General features: G+C 72.6%; 15 protein-coding genes, 2 pseudogenes and 1 riboswitch. Of the genes and pseudogenes, 10 read left to right on the top strand and 7 right to left on the bottom strand.

The window, feature by feature from the left end; all coding sequences use genetic code 11:
• The first annotated feature begins 73 nt into the window (after window positions 1-73).
• The gene (locus ACZ3OF_RS12075; RefSeq protein ID WP_361667765.1) at window positions 74-364 is read left to right on the top strand and encodes a hypothetical protein; all 291 of its coding nucleotides are present in this window, start codon (window positions 74-76) and stop codon (window positions 362-364) included.
• 16 nt (window positions 365-380) lie between these two features.
• On the top strand, window positions 381-1,565 hold the full coding sequence (locus tag ACZ3OF_RS12070; protein WP_467304287.1) for a glutathionylspermidine synthase family protein: 1,185 nt from the start codon (window positions 381-383) through the stop codon (window positions 1,563-1,565).
• 30 nt (window positions 1,566-1,595) lie between these two features.
• Here the strand turns inward: ACZ3OF_RS12070 and ACZ3OF_RS12065 are convergent, their stop codons facing one another.
• Complete coding sequence (locus ACZ3OF_RS12065) at window positions 1,596-2,297, bottom strand: polysaccharide deacetylase family protein (RefSeq protein WP_467304285.1); 702 nt, start codon at window positions 2,295-2,297, stop codon at window positions 1,596-1,598.
• A 79-nt stretch (window positions 2,298-2,376) separates the two neighbouring features.
• Window positions 2,377-3,582, bottom strand: a complete 1,206-nt coding sequence (gene rocD / locus ACZ3OF_RS12060) for an ornithine--oxo-acid transaminase (RefSeq protein WP_361667772.1) — start codon at window positions 3,580-3,582, stop codon at window positions 2,377-2,379.
• 105 nt (window positions 3,583-3,687) lie between these two features.
• Window positions 3,688-3,778: riboswitch (ZMP/ZTP riboswitch) on the top strand.
• 79 nt (window positions 3,779-3,857) lie between these two features.
• Between rocD and ACZ3OF_RS12055 the strand changes: the two genes are divergently transcribed.
• A complete protein-coding gene (locus ACZ3OF_RS12055) occupies window positions 3,858-5,147 on the top strand; it encodes a serine hydroxymethyltransferase (protein ID WP_467304282.1) in 1,290 nt (429 codons plus the stop codon).
• A 289-nt stretch (window positions 5,148-5,436) separates the two neighbouring features.
• Here the strand turns inward: ACZ3OF_RS12055 and ACZ3OF_RS12050 are convergent, their stop codons facing one another.
• Both ACZ3OF_RS12050 and ACZ3OF_RS12045 read right to left on the bottom strand, forming a co-directional pair.
• Window positions 5,437-6,219: a hypothetical protein gene (locus ACZ3OF_RS12050; RefSeq protein ID WP_467304281.1), complete on the bottom strand. Its 783-nt coding sequence runs from the start codon at window positions 6,217-6,219 to the stop codon at window positions 5,437-5,439.
• Entirely contained in the window at window positions 6,203-6,817 is a 615-nt protein-coding gene (locus ACZ3OF_RS12045) for an RNA polymerase sigma factor (RefSeq protein WP_361668753.1), read from the bottom strand. The genes ACZ3OF_RS12050 and ACZ3OF_RS12045 overlap by 17 nt, the downstream gene beginning before the upstream one ends.
• 137 nt (window positions 6,818-6,954) lie before the next feature.
• Here ACZ3OF_RS12045 and trpS point away from each other — a divergent pair, with 137 nt between their 5' ends.
• Complete coding sequence (gene trpS, locus ACZ3OF_RS12040) at window positions 6,955-7,968, top strand: tryptophan--tRNA ligase (protein WP_361596518.1); 1,014 nt, start codon at window positions 6,955-6,957, stop codon at window positions 7,966-7,968.
• A gap of 90 nt (window positions 7,969-8,058) precedes the next feature.
• The gene (locus ACZ3OF_RS12035) at window positions 8,059-8,646 is read left to right on the top strand and encodes a 2'-5' RNA ligase family protein (protein WP_361667780.1); all 588 of its coding nucleotides are present in this window, start codon (window positions 8,059-8,061) and stop codon (window positions 8,644-8,646) included.
• A 56-nt stretch (window positions 8,647-8,702) separates the two neighbouring features.
• On the opposite strand, the gene ACZ3OF_RS12030 is transcribed toward ACZ3OF_RS12035, so the two are convergent.
• Both ACZ3OF_RS12030 and ACZ3OF_RS12025 read right to left on the bottom strand, forming a co-directional pair.
• Window positions 8,703-9,458 (bottom strand): decaprenylphospho-beta-D-erythro-pentofuranosid-2-ulose 2-reductase, encoded by a 756-nt coding sequence (locus ACZ3OF_RS12030; protein ID WP_361442733.1) that lies wholly within the window; start codon window positions 9,456-9,458, stop codon window positions 8,703-8,705.
• A gap of 28 nt (window positions 9,459-9,486) precedes the next feature.
• Entirely contained in the window at window positions 9,487-10,851 is a 1,365-nt protein-coding gene (locus ACZ3OF_RS12025) for an FAD-binding protein (RefSeq protein ID WP_467304280.1), read from the bottom strand.
• Window positions 10,852-11,023: 172 nt separating this feature from the next.
• Between ACZ3OF_RS12025 and ACZ3OF_RS12020 the strand changes: the two are divergent.
• The 3 genes and pseudogenes from ACZ3OF_RS12020 to ACZ3OF_RS12010 form a co-directional block, all read left to right on the top strand.
• Window positions 11,024-11,536: pseudogene (locus tag ACZ3OF_RS12020) on the top strand (phosphatase PAP2 family protein); the annotation flags it as partial.
• A 187-nt stretch (window positions 11,537-11,723) separates the two neighbouring features.
• On the top strand, window positions 11,724-12,692 hold the full coding sequence (locus ACZ3OF_RS12015; RefSeq protein WP_467304277.1) for a decaprenyl-phosphate phosphoribosyltransferase: 969 nt from the start codon (window positions 11,724-11,726) through the stop codon (window positions 12,690-12,692).
• Between the two features lie 52 nt (window positions 12,693-12,744).
• Window positions 12,745-13,725, top strand: coding sequence for a YihY/virulence factor BrkB family protein (locus tag ACZ3OF_RS12010; RefSeq protein WP_467304275.1), 981 nt, complete (start codon window positions 12,745-12,747; stop codon window positions 13,723-13,725).
• Here the strand turns inward: ACZ3OF_RS12010 and ACZ3OF_RS12005 are convergent.
• Window positions 13,679-14,920, bottom strand: a pseudogene (locus tag ACZ3OF_RS12005) (D-alanyl-D-alanine carboxypeptidase family protein); the annotation flags it as partial. The gene ACZ3OF_RS12010 and the pseudogene ACZ3OF_RS12005 sit on opposite strands and share 47 nt — an antisense overlap.
• A 127-nt stretch (window positions 14,921-15,047) precedes the next feature.
• Between ACZ3OF_RS12005 and ACZ3OF_RS12000 the strand changes: the two are divergent.
• Together ACZ3OF_RS12000 and ACZ3OF_RS11995 are read left to right on the top strand one after the other, a co-directional pair.
• Window positions 15,048-15,293: an SCO4848 family membrane protein gene (locus ACZ3OF_RS12000; RefSeq protein WP_361442745.1), complete on the top strand. Its 246-nt coding sequence runs from the start codon at window positions 15,048-15,050 to the stop codon at window positions 15,291-15,293.
• Between the two features lie 12 nt (window positions 15,294-15,305).
• Window positions 15,306-16,622, top strand: a complete 1,317-nt coding sequence (locus ACZ3OF_RS11995) for a metallophosphoesterase (RefSeq protein ID WP_361667792.1) — start codon at window positions 15,306-15,308, stop codon at window positions 16,620-16,622.
• Window positions 16,623-16,674: the final 52 nt, after the last annotated feature.

Genomic DNA, 16,674 nt, shown 5'->3' with positions numbered 1-16,674 from the left:
GACTCTAGTGCGGGGGCGCTCGGCCACCGGCCTAAACTGTGCGGTCGCGACCACGGGATGGGGAGGCTGATTCATGCGCAGGCTGAGGTCGAGCACGGTGGTGCTCGGCGGTATGGGGGTGCTCGCGGCGACGATCACGTCCTGCGGCTCCGAGCCCGACAAGCGGTGTGTCGACCCCCTGACCCGCGAGAAGCTGCCGAGCTACGAGTGCGAGAGCGGCAGCGGCAGTGGCAGCGGCACCACGGCCCGCGGCTCCTACTACTACGGCGGCAGCGTCAGCGACAACCGCGTCAGCGGCGGCAGCTTCGACAAGAAGGCCGTCGACACCGGAGGCTTCGGCTGCTCCGGCTCCAGCGGCGGCTGAGCGGAGAGTCTGCGACATGCGGCGGCACACGATCGACCCCCGGCCGGGGTGGCAGCAGACGGTGGAGGAGCAGGGGCTCGTCTACCCCCTGACCCGCTACCCCGACGGCGCCCTGCGCCCGTACTGGGACGAGAGCGCGTACTACTCCTTCACGCTGCCCGAGGTCGAGGCCCTGGAGGAGGTCGTCGAGGAGCTGCACGCGATGTGTCTCGTGGCGGCCGCGCACATCGTCGAGAAGGATCGTTTCGCCGATCTCGGTCTCACCGACCCCCGGCTCGCCGCGCTCGTCGCCGAGTCCTGGCGCCGCCGGGCCGAACTTCCGTCGCTCTACGGCCGGTTCGACCTCCGCTACGACGGTACGGGCCCGGCCAAGATGCTGGAGTACAACGCCGACACGCCGACCTCACTGGTCGAGGCCGCGAGCCCGCAGTGGTTCTGGATGGAGGAGCGCTTCCCCGGCGCCGACCAGTGGAACTCGCTCCACGAGCGGCTCGTCGACGCCTGGAGGCGGCAGGCGAAACTGCTGCCGCCGGGCAGCCCGGTGCACTTCGTCCACTCCGACGGGGACGAGCTCGGCGAAGACCTGATGACGGTCGCGTATCTGCGCGAGACCGCCCAGCAGGCCGGGCTCGACACGGAGGCGCTGTCGGTCGAACAGATCGGCTGGGACCGGCTGTCGGGGCGGTTCGTGGACGACCGGCTGCGGTTCATCCGCAGCTGCTTCAAGCTGTACCCGTGGGAGTGGCTGACCACCGACCGCTTCGGCCCGTACGTCCTGGACACCCTCGACAACGGCGGCGGTACGGGCACGACCTGCTGGATCGAGCCCGCCTGGAAGATGCTGCTCTCCAACAAGGCCCTCCTCGCGATCCTCTGGGAGCTCTACCCGGGCCACCCGAACCTGCTGCCCGCGTATCTCGACGGCCCGCGCGAACTCGCCGCGACCGGCGGCTACGTCGCCAAGCCGCTCCTCGGCCGGGAGGGCGCGGGCGTGACGGTCCACGAACCGGGCTCGGCGGCCGTGGTACGTGACGAACCCTGCTGCTACCAGGCGTTGGCCCCGCTCCCCGACTTCGACGGCAACCGTGTCGTGCTCGGCGCGTGGGTCGTCGAGGACGAGGCGGCGGGGCTCGGCATCCGGGAGTCGGCGGGCCTGATCACGGACGAGTACGCGCGCTTCCTGCCGCACGTCATCCTCTGACCGCCACCGCCACCGCCGTTCCCGTGGCCGCTACTCGGGGACGTACTCCCTGAGTGGCGCGGGCTTCAGACCGGCGGCCCCGGCGGCGGCAAGGGCGCGCGTCAGATCCTGCTCCAGGGTCTCGTTGAAGTGCAGCAGGATGATGTCGCCGGGCCGGAGCGCCGGTGTCGGCGGGCTCCACTGCCCCCAGGTGGTGAGGTCGTACGTCCAGGTCACCACGGCCTTCGCCCCGCAGGCGCGGGCGGCGGTGCGAGTGGTCTCGTCGTACGTCCCGTAGGGCGGGCGCAGCAGACGCGGGCCGTCGCCGAACTCGGCGAGATGCCGTTCGCGCGCCCCGCAGACCTCCGCCTTCTGGCCGGCCGCGCCGAGCGTGGTCAGGTCCGGGTGGTTGACGGTGTGGTTCTCGACGCGGGAGCGGCCCTGGTCGAGCAGGGTGTGGAAGTAGCCGGAGTCGTAGGAGTAGGCGCCCGGGAGCAGGAAGAGCGAGGCGGGCACGCGGCGGTCGATGAGGACCTTCGCGGCGGCCGGGTCGTGGAACCAGCCGTCGTCGATGGTGATGAAGACGACCGGGTCGGTGGTCTCGACACGGGAGACGACGGGAACGGGCTCGGGCCAGGCCGCCTTGGGGGCGGCGTGCGCCGGGCCCCCGAGCGCGCCGAGCAGCGCGAGCGGGACGAGGGCGGCGACGGCGCCACGCAGCGCGCGGCGGGGGCGGGGTCTCGGTCTCGGCATGGGCGCATCATTGGCCTAGACCAACTGTGCTGTCAATGCCCCGAGTTGCCGCCACCGCCACCCTCTCAAGCGGACCGGGTCACTCCGAGAGAACCGCCCGCAGCTGCTCCAGACCCCAGTCCAGATCCTCCTTGCTGATCACCAGCGGAGGCGCGATCCGGATCGTCGAACCGTGCGTGTCCTTCACCAGCACCCCCCGCTCCATCAGCTTCTCGGAGATCTCCCGGCCCGTGCCCTTCGACGGCGCGATGTCCACCCCGGCCCACAGACCGCGCCCGCGCACCGCCTCCACGGCGCCCCCGCCCACGAGCAGGCGCAGCTCCGCGTGCAGATGCTCGCCCAACTCCGCAGCCCGCTGCTGGTACTCGCCCGTCCGCAGCATCGCGATCACCTCCAGCGCCACCGCGCACGCCAGCGGATTCCCGCCGAACGTCGACCCGTGCTCACCCGGCCGGAACACCCCGAGCACATCCCGGTCCGCGACCACCGCGGAGACCGGGACGACACCGCCGCCCAGCGCCTTGCCCAGCACGTACACGTCCGGCACCACACCCTCGTGCTCGCACGCGAACGTCCGCCCGGTCCGCCCGAGGCCCGACTGGATCTCGTCCGCGATGAACAGCACGTTCCGCTCACGGGTCAACTCCCGCACCCCGCGCAGATACCCGGCCGGCGGGACGAGGACTCCCGCCTCACCCTGGATCGGCTCGATGAGCACCGCCACCGTGTGCGCGGTGACCGCGCGCTCCATCGCGGTCAGATCGCCGTACGGGACGATCTCGAACCCCGGCGTGTACGGGCCGTAGTGGTCGCGGGCCTCGTGGTCCGTGGAGAAGCTGACGATCGTCGTCGTCCGGCCGTGGAAGTTGTTCGCCGCGACCACGATCTTCGCGTGCCCGTCCGGCACGCCCTTGACCTCGTACCCCCACTTCCGGGCGGTCTTCACCGCCGTCTCGATGGCCTCCGCGCCGGTGTTCATCGGCAGGACCATCTCCTTGCCGCACAGCTCGGCGAGCCGTGTGCAGAACTCCGCGAACCGGTCGTGATGGAACGCCCGCGACGTGAGCGTCACCCGCTCCAGCTGCGCCCGCGCGGCGTCGATCAGCCGCCGGTTGCCGTGCCCGAAGTTGAGCGCCGAGTACCCGGCGAGCATGTCGAGATAGCGGCGCCCCTCGACATCGGTCATCCAGGCCCCGTCCGCCGAGGCGACGACGACGGGCAGGGGGTGGTAGTTGTGCGCGCTGTGCGCCTCCGCGGAAGCGATCGCGTCTTGCGTACTCGACACGGGATCTCCGTTCGTCCTGCGGGCAGGGGCGGGTGTGCCCCCTTCTTATCGTCGCTCGGATGCCGGACGAAGAAACCTGTGTGACGGCGCGCCCGCTACTCTGGAAACACGCACGGCGACTGGCGTACGGGGAATCGACCCTGGGGGAGCCGTGCGCGGCAGACCACACGAGATGCCGCCCGCCTGGGCATTTTCGGGACCGAACATCCCGAGTGGTGCCGCCCAGCAGGTCTGAGCCGTACCCCGGGATCCACCGAACGCCCGGAGGAACCGCCATGACCGCCACCCCGCAGGCCGCCGATCTCGCCGCCCGCCACCCCGCCCTCGCCGCCGCCGACCCCGAACTCGCCGCGCTCGTCGGCGCCGAGGAGGTGCTGCAGGCCGAGACCCTGCGGCTGATCCCCAGCGAGAACTACGTCTCCCGGGCCGTCCTCGAAGCGTCCGGGACCGTGCTGCAGAACAAGTACAGCGAGGGCTACCCGGGCCGCCGGTACTACGAGGGCCAGCAGAACATCGACCAGGTCGAGACCCTCGCCGTCGAGCGGGCCAAGGCCGTCTTCGGCGTGGACCACGCCAACGTGCAGCCCTACTCCGGCTCGCCCGCCAACCTCGCCGTCTACCTCGCCTTCGCCGAGCCCGGCGACACCGTGATGGGCATGGCCCTGCCGATGGGCGGCCACCTCACCCACGGCTGGGGTGTCTCAGCCACCGGCAAGTGGTTCCGCGGCGTGCAGTACGGCGTGCGCCAGGACAACGGGCTCGTCGACTTCGACCAGGTCCGTGAGCTCGCCCTCAAGGAGCGCCCGAAGGTCATCTTCTGCGGTGGCACCGCGCTGCCCCGCACGATCGACTTCGCCGCCTACGCGGAGATCGCCCGCGAGGCCGGGTCCGTGCTCGTCGCCGACATCGCCCACATCGCGGGCCTGATCGCGGGCGGCGCCCACCCCTCCCCGGTCCCGCACGCCGACGTCATCTCCACCACCACCCACAAGACCCTGCGCGGCCCGCGCGGCGCCATGCTGATGTCCCGCGAGGAGCACGCCAAGGCCCTCGACAAGGCCGTCTTCCCCGGCCTCCAGGGCGGCCCGCACAACCAGACCACCGCCGCCATCGCCGTCGCCCTGCGCGAGGCGTCCCAGCCCTCCTTCCGTGACTACGCCCACGCGGTCGTCGCCAACGCCAAGGCCCTCGCCGAGGCGCTCCTCGCCCGCGGCTTCGACCTGGTCTCCGGGGGCACCGACAACCATCTGATCCTGATGGACCTCACCCCCAAGGAGGTCCCCGGCAAGGTCGCCGCGAAGGCCCTCGACCGCGCCGGGATCGTCGTCAACTACAACACCGTCCCCTACGACACCCGGAAGCCCTTCGACCCCTCCGGCATCCGCATCGGCACCCCCTCCCTCACCTCCCGCGGCCTCGGCACCGCGCACATGGACCTGGTCGCCGACTGGATCGACCGCGGTGTCGCCGCCGCCGGCGCGGGCGACGAGGACGCGCTGCGCACGATCCGCGCGGAGGTCGCCGAAGTGATGGCCGCCTACCCGGCCCCAGGCCTCCCGACCTGACCCACGCCGGGGCCCGCCCCGCCCTGCCCGGCTGCGAGCTGAGCCCCCCGACCCGGTCCGCACCAGGCCCGGCGGGATCCGGCCGGGACCTTGCCGGGATCCGGCTGGGACCCCCGCCGGGATCCGGCTGGGCCCGCCGGTGCCCCGCGCGCCTGGGCCCTGCCGGGCACCGCCCGACCGGGATCCCTGCCGGGACCCCGGCCCCGCGCGCCTGGGCCCTGCCGGGCACCGCCCGCCCGGGATCCCTGCCGGGACCCCGGTCCCGCCCCGCCGGGGCCCCGGGCTCCGGTCAGTTCGCCGACTCTGCCACCGCTCGGGCCCGGGCCAAGGACGGTTCGCCCTCCAGGCGCAAGGTCAGGGCCCCCGCGTTCCTCGTCCAGAGGAGTGTGGGGCCTGCCGTGCGTATGGAGTGCGTCCAGGTCCGCCCGCCCGCGTCCGTCATCGGGAAGCGCAGCAGATGCGGTTCGGCGAACCAGTACCCCTCCGCGCCGTCCGGCAGATCGACCCAGTCCGGGTGCGTCTGCACCTGCTTGGCGAAGCCCGCCTCCAGTCGCGCGGGGAACTCGTCCAGCCGGACCGTCCCGCCGTCCGCCCCGCGCCAGCACAGGCTGATCACTGCCCGGCCCCGATCCGCCGAGCCGGTCACCGAGACCGCGTCCGGGACACCGAGCGCGCTCGGTACCAGCGGCTCGAACCCCGCCCTCCGCGCGGCCTCCTCCAGCGGGACGGCCGAGGAGCACCCCGGCACCGCCGCGCCCGGCGCAGGACGCGCACCGGGGTCGTACCGGACCTCGACCCCGCCGAAGCCGAACCAGTCCGCCACCGTCGCCCGCACCGGCGGTGTGAGCACCAGGACCACCAGCAGCCCGGAGAACGCCGCGAGCAGGGCCTTCCAGCGCCGGCGCAGACCCTCGAAGCGGCGCCGCCGCACCGGCGCCGGCACCTGTTCCGCCAGGAGCTGAGCGAGCACCCGCTCGGCCATGGTCTCCCCGCCCACGTCCGGCACCTTCAGATGGCGCCCCAGCTCCCGCAGCTCTTCCGGGAGCCCGTCGCCGTCATTCGTGTCCTTCATGCTCGTCACCCCCTTCCAGCACCGGTCCGAGCTTCTTCAGCGCCCGGCTCAGCCGGGACTTCACCGTCCCCCGCGGCCAGCCCAGCGCGGCCGCCGTCTCCGTCTCGTCCAGCTCCAGCAGATACCGGTGGATCACCACCTGCCGGTGGTCCTCGCTCAGTCCGTCGAGCGCCGTGAGCAGCTGACGGCGTCTCTCCTGCTCCTCGGCCGCGACCGCCGGGTCCGACCCTTCCGGTATCCGCGGCTCGGAGGCCAGCAGCTCCGCCTCCCGGCCCGCGACCGCCCGCTGACGGCCCGCCGCGCGCACTGTGTTCCTCGTCTCATTGACCACGATCCGCAGCAGCCACGGCCGGAACGCCGCCCCCTCCTTGAAGCGCCCCAGCGACCGATACGCCTTGAAGAACGCCTGCTGCACGACGTCCTCGGCCTCCGCGCCCGCGCCGCACGCCACCGCCGCCCTCAGTGCGACCGCCGTGTGCGCGCGGACCAGCGCCGCGTATGCCTCCGCCTCCCCGGCGCGTACGCGTGCGATCACAGCCGCCTCGCCGGCCCGGCGCCCGTCGCCGTCCTTGAACGAGGCTCCCCCGGACTCCGTCAGGGGGGACCCCCTGCGCGCCGCCCCGCTGAATTCCAAGACCCGGCCCCCCTCCAGCGTCCTCACACCTTTGATACACCGGCAGAAGCGGATCGGTTCCCAGTCCGGGATCGGTTCCGACACCTGAGAGAATGTGGGACATGGCCTCTGACAGTCCCCGTGTGCTCTCCGGAATCCAGCCCACCGCAGGCTCGTTCCACCTCGGCAACTACCTCGGCGCCGTGCGCCAGTGGGTCGCCCTGCAGGAGACTCACGACGCCTTCTACATGGTGGTGGACCTGCACGCGATCACGGTCCCGCAGGACCCCGCGGAGCTCCGCGCCAACACCCGGCTCGCCGCCGCGCAGCTGCTCGCCGCCGGACTCGACCCCGAGCGGTGCACCCTCTTCGTGCAGAGCCACGTCCCCGAGCACGCGCAGCTCGGCTGGGTCATGAACTGCCTCACCGGCTTCGGCGAGGCCTCCCGCATGACGCAGTTCAAGGACAAGTCCGCCAAGCAGGGCGCCGACCGGGCCACCGTCGGCCTCTTCACGTACCCGATCCTCCAGGTCGCCGACATCCTGCTCTACCAGGCCAACCAGGTCCCGGTGGGCGAGGACCAGCGCCAGCACATCGAGCTGACCCGCGACCTCGCGGAGCGCTTCAACGGCCGCTTCGGCGAGACGTTCACGATCCCCGCGCCGTACATCCTCAAGGAGACGGCGAAGATCTACGACCTCCAGGACCCGGCGATCAAGATGAGCAAGTCGGCGTCGACGCCGAAGGGTCTGATCAACCTCCTCGACGAGCCGAAGACGACCGCGAAGAAGGTCAAGAGCGCCGTCACCGACACCGACACGGTCATCCGTTTCGACCCGGAGACCAAGGCCGGCGTCTCCAACCTGCTCACGATCATGTCCACGCTCACCGGGACGAGCATCCCCGACCTGGAGAAGAGCTACGAGGGCAAGATGTACGGCGCGCTGAAGACCGACCTGGCGGAGGTCATGGTGGACTTCGTCACGCCGTTCCGGTCCCGTACGCAGGAATACCTGGACGACCCGGAGACGCTGGACGCGATCCTGGCCAAGGGCGCGGAGAAGGCCCGCGCGGTCGCCGCGGAGACGCTGGCGCAGACGTACGAGCGGATGGGCTTCCTGCCCGCGAAGCACTGAGTCCAAGGACTCTGGCCTCAGGGGTGGTGCAGGCCGCACACTGGCGGCTGCACCACCACCCGATATGACACGACTATGGAGGAGAACGACGTGGGGACCGTAACGCTCGGCGTTTCGATCGCGGTCCCGGAGCCCTACGGCAGCCTGCTCCAGGAGCGGCGCGCGGGCTTCGGGGATCCCGCCGCGCATGGCATCCCCACGCACGTCACCCTCGTGCCGCCGACCGAGGTGGACGAGGAGCGGCTGCCCGCGATCCAGGCCCACCTCGCCGAGGTCGCCGCGGGCGTCCGCCCCTTCCCCGTGCGCCTGAGCGGCACGGGAACGTTTCGCCCGTTGTCCCCGGTCGTCTACGTGACGCTCGCCGAGGGCGTCTCCGCCTGCGCCTGGCTCCAGGAGCGGGTACGGGACGAGTCCGGGCCGCTCGTGCGCGAGCTGCAGTTCCCGTACCACCCGCACGTGACCGTCGCGCACGGCATCGCCGAGGAGGCGATGGACCGCGCCTACGCGGAGCTGGCCGACTTCGAGGCCGCTTGGACCTGCTCCTCCTTCGCCCTGTACGAGCAGGGCGCGGACGGGGTGTGGCGCAAGCTGCGCGTCTTCGAGTTCGGCGACGGCCGCCACGTCTCCGGCGTCCCGGCCCAGGGCACCTCGGTGGACACCCCGACCCCGACCTGCTGACCCGGCGGCAGCCTCCCGCCGGACCGACAGCCTCCCGCCGGACCGGCTGCCTCCTGTCAGACCGGCAGCCGTCGGAACACCGGCCTCGGCACGTGCCGCAGCGCCGCCATCACCATCCGCAGCGCCCCCGGCACCCACACCGTCTCCGAGCGCCGCCGCAGCCCCAGCTCGATCGCCGTCGCCACGGCCTCCGGCGTGGTCGCCAGCGGGGCCTCTTCGAGACCGGCCGTCATCCGCGACCGTACGAAGCCGGGGCGTACGACCATCACATGCACCCCGGTCCCGTGCAGCGCGTCCCCGAGCCCCTGGGCGAACGCGTCGAGACCGGCCTTGGACGAGCCGTAGATGAAGTTCGCGCGGCGGGCGCGCTCGCCCGCGACCGATGACAGCACCACCAGCGAGCCGTGGCCCTGCGCCTGCAGGGCGCCCGCGCAGATCAGCCCCGCCGAGACCGCGCCCGTGTAGTTGGTCTGGGCGACCTTGACGGCGGCGAGCGGATCGGCCTCGTCGTGCGCCTGGTCGCCGAGGATCCCGAAGGCGAGCAGCACCATGTCGATGTCGCCCTCGGTGAAGATCTTGCCGAGCCGCTCCTCGTGCGACTCGGTGTCGAGCGCGTCGAACGGCACCGTCCGCACGTCCGCGCCGAGCGCCCGCAGCGAGTCCGCGGCGGCCGTCAGGGCGGGCGAGGGGCGTCCGGCGAGCCACACCGTACGGGTGCGGCGGGCGATCAGCCGGCGGGCCGTGGCGAGCCCGATCTCGGAGGTGCCGCCGAGCAGGAGCAGGGACTGCGGGGTGCCGAAAGCGTCCTTCATGACGATCAAACTCCTCGGAGAGTGCGATTCAGAGGGCGAGGCGACGGGAGAGGTCGGACGTGAAGACGGACCGGGGGTCGAGTGCGGCCCGCAGCGCGCGGAAGTCGGCGAGCCTCGGATACATCGCGTGCAGCAGTTCGGGCCGCAGCCGGGAGTCCTTCGCGAGGTAGACCCGGCCGCCCGCGTCCGCCACCTCCTCGTCCAGCTCGTCGAGGAACGCGCCGAGACCGGAGAGCCGGGCCGGGATGTCGAGCGCGAGCGTCCAGCCGGGCACGGGGAAGGAGAGCCAGCCCGGGTCGCTCGCGCCGAAGCGCTTCAGCACGGCGAGGAACGACGGACAGCCGCGGCGCGCGATCCGCTTCACGATCCGGCGCAGGGTCTCCTCGTGCCCGTGACCGACGACGAACTGGTACTGGACGAAGCCGCCGCGCCCGTAGATCCGGTTCCAGTGCGGGACGCCGTCCAGAGGGTGGAAGAAGGAGGACATCCGCTGGAGTTCGCCGGTGCGGCGGCGGGGCGCCCTGCGGTACCAGAGCTCGTTGAAGAGGCCGACGGCCGTGCGGCCGAGCAGCCCCTCCGGGACCAGCGCGGGTGCGGCGGGCAGTTGTCCCGGGCGGAAGGCGAGGGGCGTACGGCGGGTGCGGCGGTCCTGGAGGGGGATCGCGTCGTACGGGGCGTGGTCGCCGCGGGTGAGGACGGACCGGCCGGTCGCGGCGCCGCGCGCGAGCAGGTCGATCCAGGCGACCGAGTAGCGGTAGCGGTGGTCCGTGGCGGTGAGCCGGGCCATCAGCTCGTCGAGGTCCGCGGCGCGTTCGGTGTCGACGGACATGAGGGAGGTCTCGACGGGGAGCAGCCGGAGGGTGGCGGAGAGGATCACGCCCGTCAGGCCCATGCCGCCGGTGGTGGCGTCGAAGAGGTCCGTGCCGGGGACGACGGTGTGGATCTCCCCGTCGGCGGTGAGGAGTTCGAGGGCGGCCACATGGCGGCCGAAGGAGCCGGAGACATGGTGGTTCTTGCCGTGGATGTCGGCGCCGATCGCGCCGCCGACCGTGACGTACCGGGTCCCGGGGGTGACGGGGACGAACCAGCCTAGTGGCAGCAGTACCTCCATCAGGCGGTGCAGGCTGACACCGGCGTCGCAGACGACGACGCCCTCGACGGCGTCGACCGAGCGGATCCGGTCGAGTCCGGTCATGTCGAGGACGGAGCCGCCGGCGTTCTGCGCGGCGTCGCCGTAGGCACGGCCGAGGCCGCGCGCGATGGAGCCGCGTGCACCGCAGGCACGGACGGCTTCGGAGGCCTCCTCGTACGTCCGGGGGCGGTGGACGCGCGCGAGGGTGGGGGCGGTGCGGCCCCAGCCGGTGAGGGGCTCGTCGTCGGTGTGGGCAGCCATGAAGTCGACCGTATCGCCCGATCTGTGCGTTATGACTGGTTTGCTGTCGGTTCGCCGAAATGGGTGATTAAAGGAGTGTCAGGAAAGATTGCCGTGCGGTCGCCGGGCCGCCGGGTCAGAGTCACCCCCGGGTCGACGGAGGAGCCCGTCGAGAACCGGGGAGGCGGAGTCGATGCGAAACGCGGACTGGGCCGGTGCCGAGAGGAGACTCCTGGCCGTCCTGCGCGGCTGCGGTCGCCGCGCGCCCGTGGCCACGGCGGCCCGCGCGCTGTCCTTCGGCGGCGAGCACGGCGCCCTCTGGCTGGCCGCCGGCCTCACCGGCGCGGCGGTGGACCGTGAGCGGCGAACGGGCTGGCTGCGCGGGACGGCCCTGGTCGCGGGCGCGCATCTGGCGAGCATGGGGATCAAGCGGGTGGTGCGGCGGCCGCGACCGGGGACGGCGGAGTACGAACCCCTGGTCCGCACGGCCGGCCGGCACTCCTTCCCCAGCTCCCACGCGACGTCCGCCGCCGCCGCGGCCGTCGCCTTCGGCGCCCTCCGTCCGACGGCCCGCCGACTCGCCGCCCCCGCGGCGGCCGCGATGTGCGTCTCCCGCCTGATCGTCGGCGTCCACTACCCGACGGACGTGGCGGCGGGTGCCCTCCTGGGCGCGGCGACGGCCGCCCTCGGCCGAGCCTGGCTCCGGACGCCGGTCACGGCCGTCGTACCGCCTCACGCGCGCGTGGCGCCCCTGCCGCCGATGCCCGCGCTGCCGGGGCCTGTGCCGCCGATGCGAGCGCTGCCAGGGTCCGCGTTGCCGGGGCCCGCCACCCGCGGGGCTCCACGCGCGCGTGGGACGACCGCCGCGCGGGCCGCGCTCCCCGGCGGTCGCCGTGGCTGAGCGCACCACCGGCGCCGCCGTGCTCGACAAGCCCGTCGGCGTACGAGAACGCCGGCGCGGCCACGGCAGCCGGCAGGTGTACGCGGTCGCCGCCGGGCTCGTCAGGACCGCGCGGCCCCGGCAGTGGGTCAAGAACCTCCTCGTCGTCGCCGCGCCCGTCGCGGCCGGGCAGCTCGTCTCCTGGCAGACGGCCGCCCGACTCGCCCTGGTCTTCGCCCTGTTCACGGCCGCCGCCTCCGCCGTCTACCTGGTCAACGACGCCCGCGACGCGGCCGCCGACCGCGCCCACCCCGTGAAGCGCCGCCGCCCCGTGGCCTCCGGCCTCGTCCCCGTACCCCTCGCGTACGCCACCGGAGCCCTCCTCGGCCTCGGGGCCGCCGTCGCCTGCGCGGTCCTGTGCAACCCCATGACCGCCGCGCTGCTCATCGCGTACCTCGTCATGCAGGTCGCGTACTGCGTGCGCCTCAAGCACGTCCTCGTCGTCGATCTCGCCGTCGTCACCACCGGGTTCCTGATGCGGGCCATGATCGGCGGGGTCGCGCTGGCGATCCCGCTCTCCCGCTGGTTCCTGATCACCACCGGCTTCGGCGCGCTCTTCATGGTCGCCGCCAAGCGCTACTCCGAGGCCGTCCAGATGGAGGACGCGCGCGGCGCGACGCGCGCGCTGCTCACCCAGTACACGACCGGGTATCTGCGCTTCGTCTGGCAGTTGGCGGCCGGAGTCGCCGTCCTCGGCTACTGCCTGTGGGCCCTGGAGAGCGGCGGCGTCGCCACCGGCAGCCTGCTGCCCTGGCGCCAGCTCTCCATGATCGCCTTCATCCTCGCGGTCCTGCGCTACGCCGTCTTCGCCGACCGCGGCTCCGCCGGCGCCCCCGAGGACGTCGTCCTGCGCGACCGCCCGCTCGCGATCGTCGGCCTGGTCTGGGCGGCGATGTACGGCATGGCTGTCGCGGACCTGTGAGGCCGCCGGAAGCACGCGGTATCGGCACGAGATCAAGGGGTACGCGTACGACATGGACTGGTTGACCAAGCTCCCCGTCATCGGCCCCTGGGTCACCAGGCTCATGAAGACGCACGCCTGGCGTTCGTACGAGACCCTCGACGCCGCCCACTGGACCCGGCTCGCCGCCGCCATCACCTTCATCAGCTTCCTGGCGCTGTTCCCGCTGATCGCCGTCGCCGCGGCGGTCGGCGCCGCGCTGCTCAGCCAGGAGCAGCTGGACAAGATCGAGGACAAGGTCTCCGACCAGGTCCCCGGCATCTCCGACCAGCTCGACATCGGCGGGCTCGTGGACAACGCGGGCACGATCGGCCTCGTCGCCGGCGCGCTGCTGCTCTTCACCGGCATCGGGTGGATCGGCTCGATGCGGGAGTGCCTGCGCGCGGTGTGGGGGATCGACGACCAGGACGAGGGCAACCCCGTCGTACGCAAGGCCAAGGACGCGCTCGTGCTGCTCGGGCTCGGCGCGGTCGGGCTCTGCTCCCTCGCCGCGTCCTGGCTGGGTTCCACCGCCGTCGGCTGGAGCGCCGACCGGGTGGGGATCTCCGGCGAAGGGGCCACCGGGATCCTGCTCCAGGTGGCCTCCGTCGCCGTCGCCGCCGTCGCGGGCTTCCTCGTCCTGCTCTACCTGCTGACGCTGCTCCCCGGCGTCCACCCGCCCCGCCGCCGCCTGGTGGTGGCGGCGGTGATCGGGGCGATCGGCTTCGAGCTGCTGAAGCTGCTGATCGGCGGCTACATGCGGGACGTCGCGGGGAAGTCGATGTACGGCGCGTTCGGCGTGCCGGTCGCGCTGCTGCTCTGGATCAACTTCACCGCGAAGCTGCTGCTGTTCTGTGCCGCCTGGACGGCTACGGGGTCACAGTCCGATCCGGCCCGTTCGGAGCGTCCTGACGGGCAGGACCCTCGTCCGGACGACGAGAGCCGTCAGGACCCTCGGCGCCGTCGGTCCGAGGGCGGCGACGGACCAGCTCCGGCAGCGGCCAGCGACGGTTGACGAGGAACGCGGCGCCCGCGAGCAGCACCAGGACCCCGCCGACGATGCCGAGGGCGGTCCCGACGCCACCGGACCCCCCTGCGGCGGCCTTCTGTACGGCGTCCGAGTCCGGGGCGTTCTTGCCGGGCGCCGGCGACGAGCCGTCGCTCTCGGTTCCCTGCTCCGTACGGGCGGACTTCGGCGGGACGAGCTCACCCACCGGCTGCACCTTCCCGGCCGCGGCGAAGCCCCAGTCGAGGAGCCGGGCGGTCTCCTTGTAGACCGCGTGCTGCTCCTTGGACGACGGGTTGAGTACCGTCACGAGCAGGACTTTGCCGTTACGTTCCGCAACGCCGGTGAACGTCGAGCCGGCGTGCGTGGTGTTGCCGTTCTTGACGCCGGCGATGCCCTGGTACGGCGCGACGCCCAGGTCGCCGGTCAGCAGCCGGTTCGTGTTCTGGATCTCGAAGGTCTCGCGCTTCTTCCCCGGCTTCTCCTCGCCGGGGAACTTGGCGCGGGCGGTCGCGGCGTACTCCCGGAAGTCCGCGTTCTGCATCCCGCTGCGGGCGATCAGCGTCAGGTCGTACGCGGACGAGACCTGGCCGGGGGCGTCGTAGCCGTCCGGCGACTCCACATGGGTGTCGAGAGCCTGGAGCTCGTCGGCGCGGTCGTTCATGTCCTGCACGGTCTTCGCGATGCCGTTGTTCATCGCGGAGAGCACGCGCACGGCGTCGTTGCCCGAGCGAAGGAACACCCCGAGCCAGAGATCGTGGACGGTGTAGGTCGACTTCTCCTTGATCCCGACGAGGCTGGAGCCCGCGCCGAGGCCGGCCAGATCCTGGGGCGTGACGGTGTGGGTCGTCGTCCTGGGGAACTTGGGCAGCACCGTGTCAGCGAAGAGCATCTTGAGCGTCGAGGCCGGGGCGAGGGGCCAGTGGGCGTTGTGCGAGGCGAGCACATGGCCGGTCTCCGCGTCCGCGACGATCCACGACCGCGCGCTCAGCTCCCGGGGCAGTACCGGCGCCCCCGGCCCGAGCCGCACCTGGGTGCCGGGCACGCCGAGCAGCGACCCGCCGACGGACGACATCTTGGCGGGCGGCTTGGGCTGCTTCTCCTCCTTGTTGTCCGCCGTGTCCGCGTGGGCGGGGGCGGCGGTGAGGAGCGGGAGCAGCGCAGCAGCAATGACCGCCCAAGCGGTCCTCTTCGAAGCAGACACGATCGAAAACGTACAGGCACGGCCCAACGATCCGAACCCCGCCGGGCGGTTCCCGCGGAGACCACCACTCCGGTGCCCGGGCCGCCCCGGAGACGAGGCGGCCGGGACAGGTGGTGATACTGAGGGTATGAAGCTCAGCCGTCCCGTCTCCTGGTTCCTGCTCGCTTTCGGGGTGTGGAGCTGGTTCATCTGGGTCACTTTCGTCAAGAACCTGTGGAACGACGGGAGCGGTCTCGCCTTTGACGACGCGGGCGATCCGACGGCCTACTTCTGGGTTCATCTGCTGCTCGCCATCACGTCCTTTGTTCTGGGGACGGTGGTCGGCGTGATCGGGTTGCGTGGAGTGCGCGCGTTGCGGCGCGAGCACGGATAGGGGTTGGGGCGCGTGCTCGTCTTTCTGCTCGTGTTCGTCGTGATTCTCGGCCTCCTGGCCACTGTCCACCGGTACGTGTGGCGGCGCCTGGTGCGCGATGTCACCGCGCGGGGGAGCGTGGCGCGGCGGCTGGGTACCGTCGCGGCGTTCGTGCTGCCCGCGCTGTCGGTCGCGGCCCTGGTCTCCGCGCGGGCGGGCGCCCCCTTCTGGCTCCAGCAGGTCGTGGCCTGGCCCGGCTACCTCTGGCTGGCCCTGCTGCTGTACGTGACCCTCGCCCTCGTCGTCGGGGAAGCGGTCCGCCCGCTGCTGCGGCGGGCGCTGGAGCACAGGGCGGCAGCCCGGGCCACCACGGCCACCTCCCAGACTCCGGATCAGCCCCTGTCCCAGGTTCCGGAACCCGTCCCGGCCACCGTCCCGCCTTCCGTTCCCGCCCCGGCCCCCGCCGCCCCCGCCGCGCCCGCCGACAGCGGCGAGGACGCGAACGTCGCCGGTGCCACCGCCGTCTCGCGGCGCCTGTTCGTCTCGCGCGTCGTCGGCGGGGCCGCCGCGGCCGCCGCCGTGGGGACCGTCGGGTACGGCACGTACGGCGTGCTGCGCGGGCCGCGCGTCAAGCGGGTGACCGTCCCGCTGGCCAAGGTGCCGCGGGCCGTTCACGGGTACCGCATCGCCGTCGTCTCCGACATCCACATCGGCCCCGTCCTGGGCCGCGCCCACACCCAGCGCATCGTGGACACGATCAACAGCACCCAGCCCGATCTGATCGCCGTCGTCGGCGACCTCGTCGACGGCAGCGTAGAGAACCTCGGCCCCGCCGCCGAGCCCCTCGCGCAGCTCAGGGCCCGGCACGGCTCCTTCTTCGTGACCGGCAACCACGAGTACTTCTCCGGCGCCGACGCCTGGGTCGACCACGTCCGCGAACTCGGCCTGCGCCCGCTGCGCAACGCCCGCACGGAGATCGCGGCAGGATTCGACCTCGCCGGGGTCGACGACGTCGCCGGCGAGAGCGAGGGCCAGGGTCCGGACTTCGCCGCCGCCCTCGGCGACCGCGACCGCGCCCGGGCCGCCGTCCTCCTCGCGCACCAGCCGGTCGTCATCCACGACGCCGTCCGCCACGGCGTCGACCTCCAGCTCTCCGGCCACACCCACGGCGGTCAGCTCTGGCCCGGCAACTACCTCGCCGAGCTCGCCAACCCGACCGTCGCCGGCCTCGAGCGGTACGGCGACACCCAGCTCTACGTCTCCCGCGGCGCCGGAGCCTGGGGCCCTCCCGTCCGGGTCGGCGCGCCCTCCGACATCACCATCGTGGAGCTGGCCTCCCGGCAGGCATGACGGGGCATGTCCGTCATCGGGGGACTGGGTACCGGAACGGGTCACTCATCGC

It is taken from the genome of Streptomyces sp. NPDC022552 (assembly GCF_055561875.1).
The sequence above is the reverse complement of the archived record's forward strand: the minus strand, read 5'-3'. Positions and strand labels throughout refer to the sequence as shown.

Excerpts from the sequence above, each read along its gene's own strand:
- ACZ3OF_RS12000 (WP_361442745.1), top strand. The coding sequence starts at position 15,048 with ATGAAGCTCAGCCGTCCCGTCTCCTGGTTCCTGCTCGCTTTCGGGGTG.
- ACZ3OF_RS12065 (WP_467304285.1), bottom strand. The coding sequence starts at position 2,297 with ATGCCGAGACCGAGACCCCGCCCCCGCCGCGCGCTGCGTGGCGCCGTC.
- ACZ3OF_RS12050 (WP_467304281.1), bottom strand. The coding sequence starts at position 6,219 with ATGAAGGACACGAATGACGGCGACGGGCTCCCGGAAGAGCTGCGGGAG.
- ACZ3OF_RS12055 (WP_467304282.1), top strand. The coding sequence starts at position 3,858 with ATGACCGCCACCCCGCAGGCCGCCGATCTCGCCGCCCGCCACCCCGCC.
- trpS (WP_361596518.1), top strand. The coding sequence starts at position 6,955 with ATGGCCTCTGACAGTCCCCGTGTGCTCTCCGGAATCCAGCCCACCGCA.
- ACZ3OF_RS12030 (WP_361442733.1), bottom strand. The coding sequence starts at position 9,458 with ATGAAGGACGCTTTCGGCACCCCGCAGTCCCTGCTCCTGCTCGGCGGC.
- ACZ3OF_RS12075 (WP_361667765.1), top strand. The coding sequence starts at position 74 with ATGCGCAGGCTGAGGTCGAGCACGGTGGTGCTCGGCGGTATGGGGGTG.
- ACZ3OF_RS12010 (WP_467304275.1), top strand. The coding sequence starts at position 12,745 with ATGGACTGGTTGACCAAGCTCCCCGTCATCGGCCCCTGGGTCACCAGG.
- ACZ3OF_RS12070 (WP_467304287.1), top strand. The coding sequence starts at position 381 with ATGCGGCGGCACACGATCGACCCCCGGCCGGGGTGGCAGCAGACGGTG.
- ACZ3OF_RS12025 (WP_467304280.1), bottom strand. The coding sequence starts at position 10,851 with ATGGCTGCCCACACCGACGACGAGCCCCTCACCGGCTGGGGCCGCACC.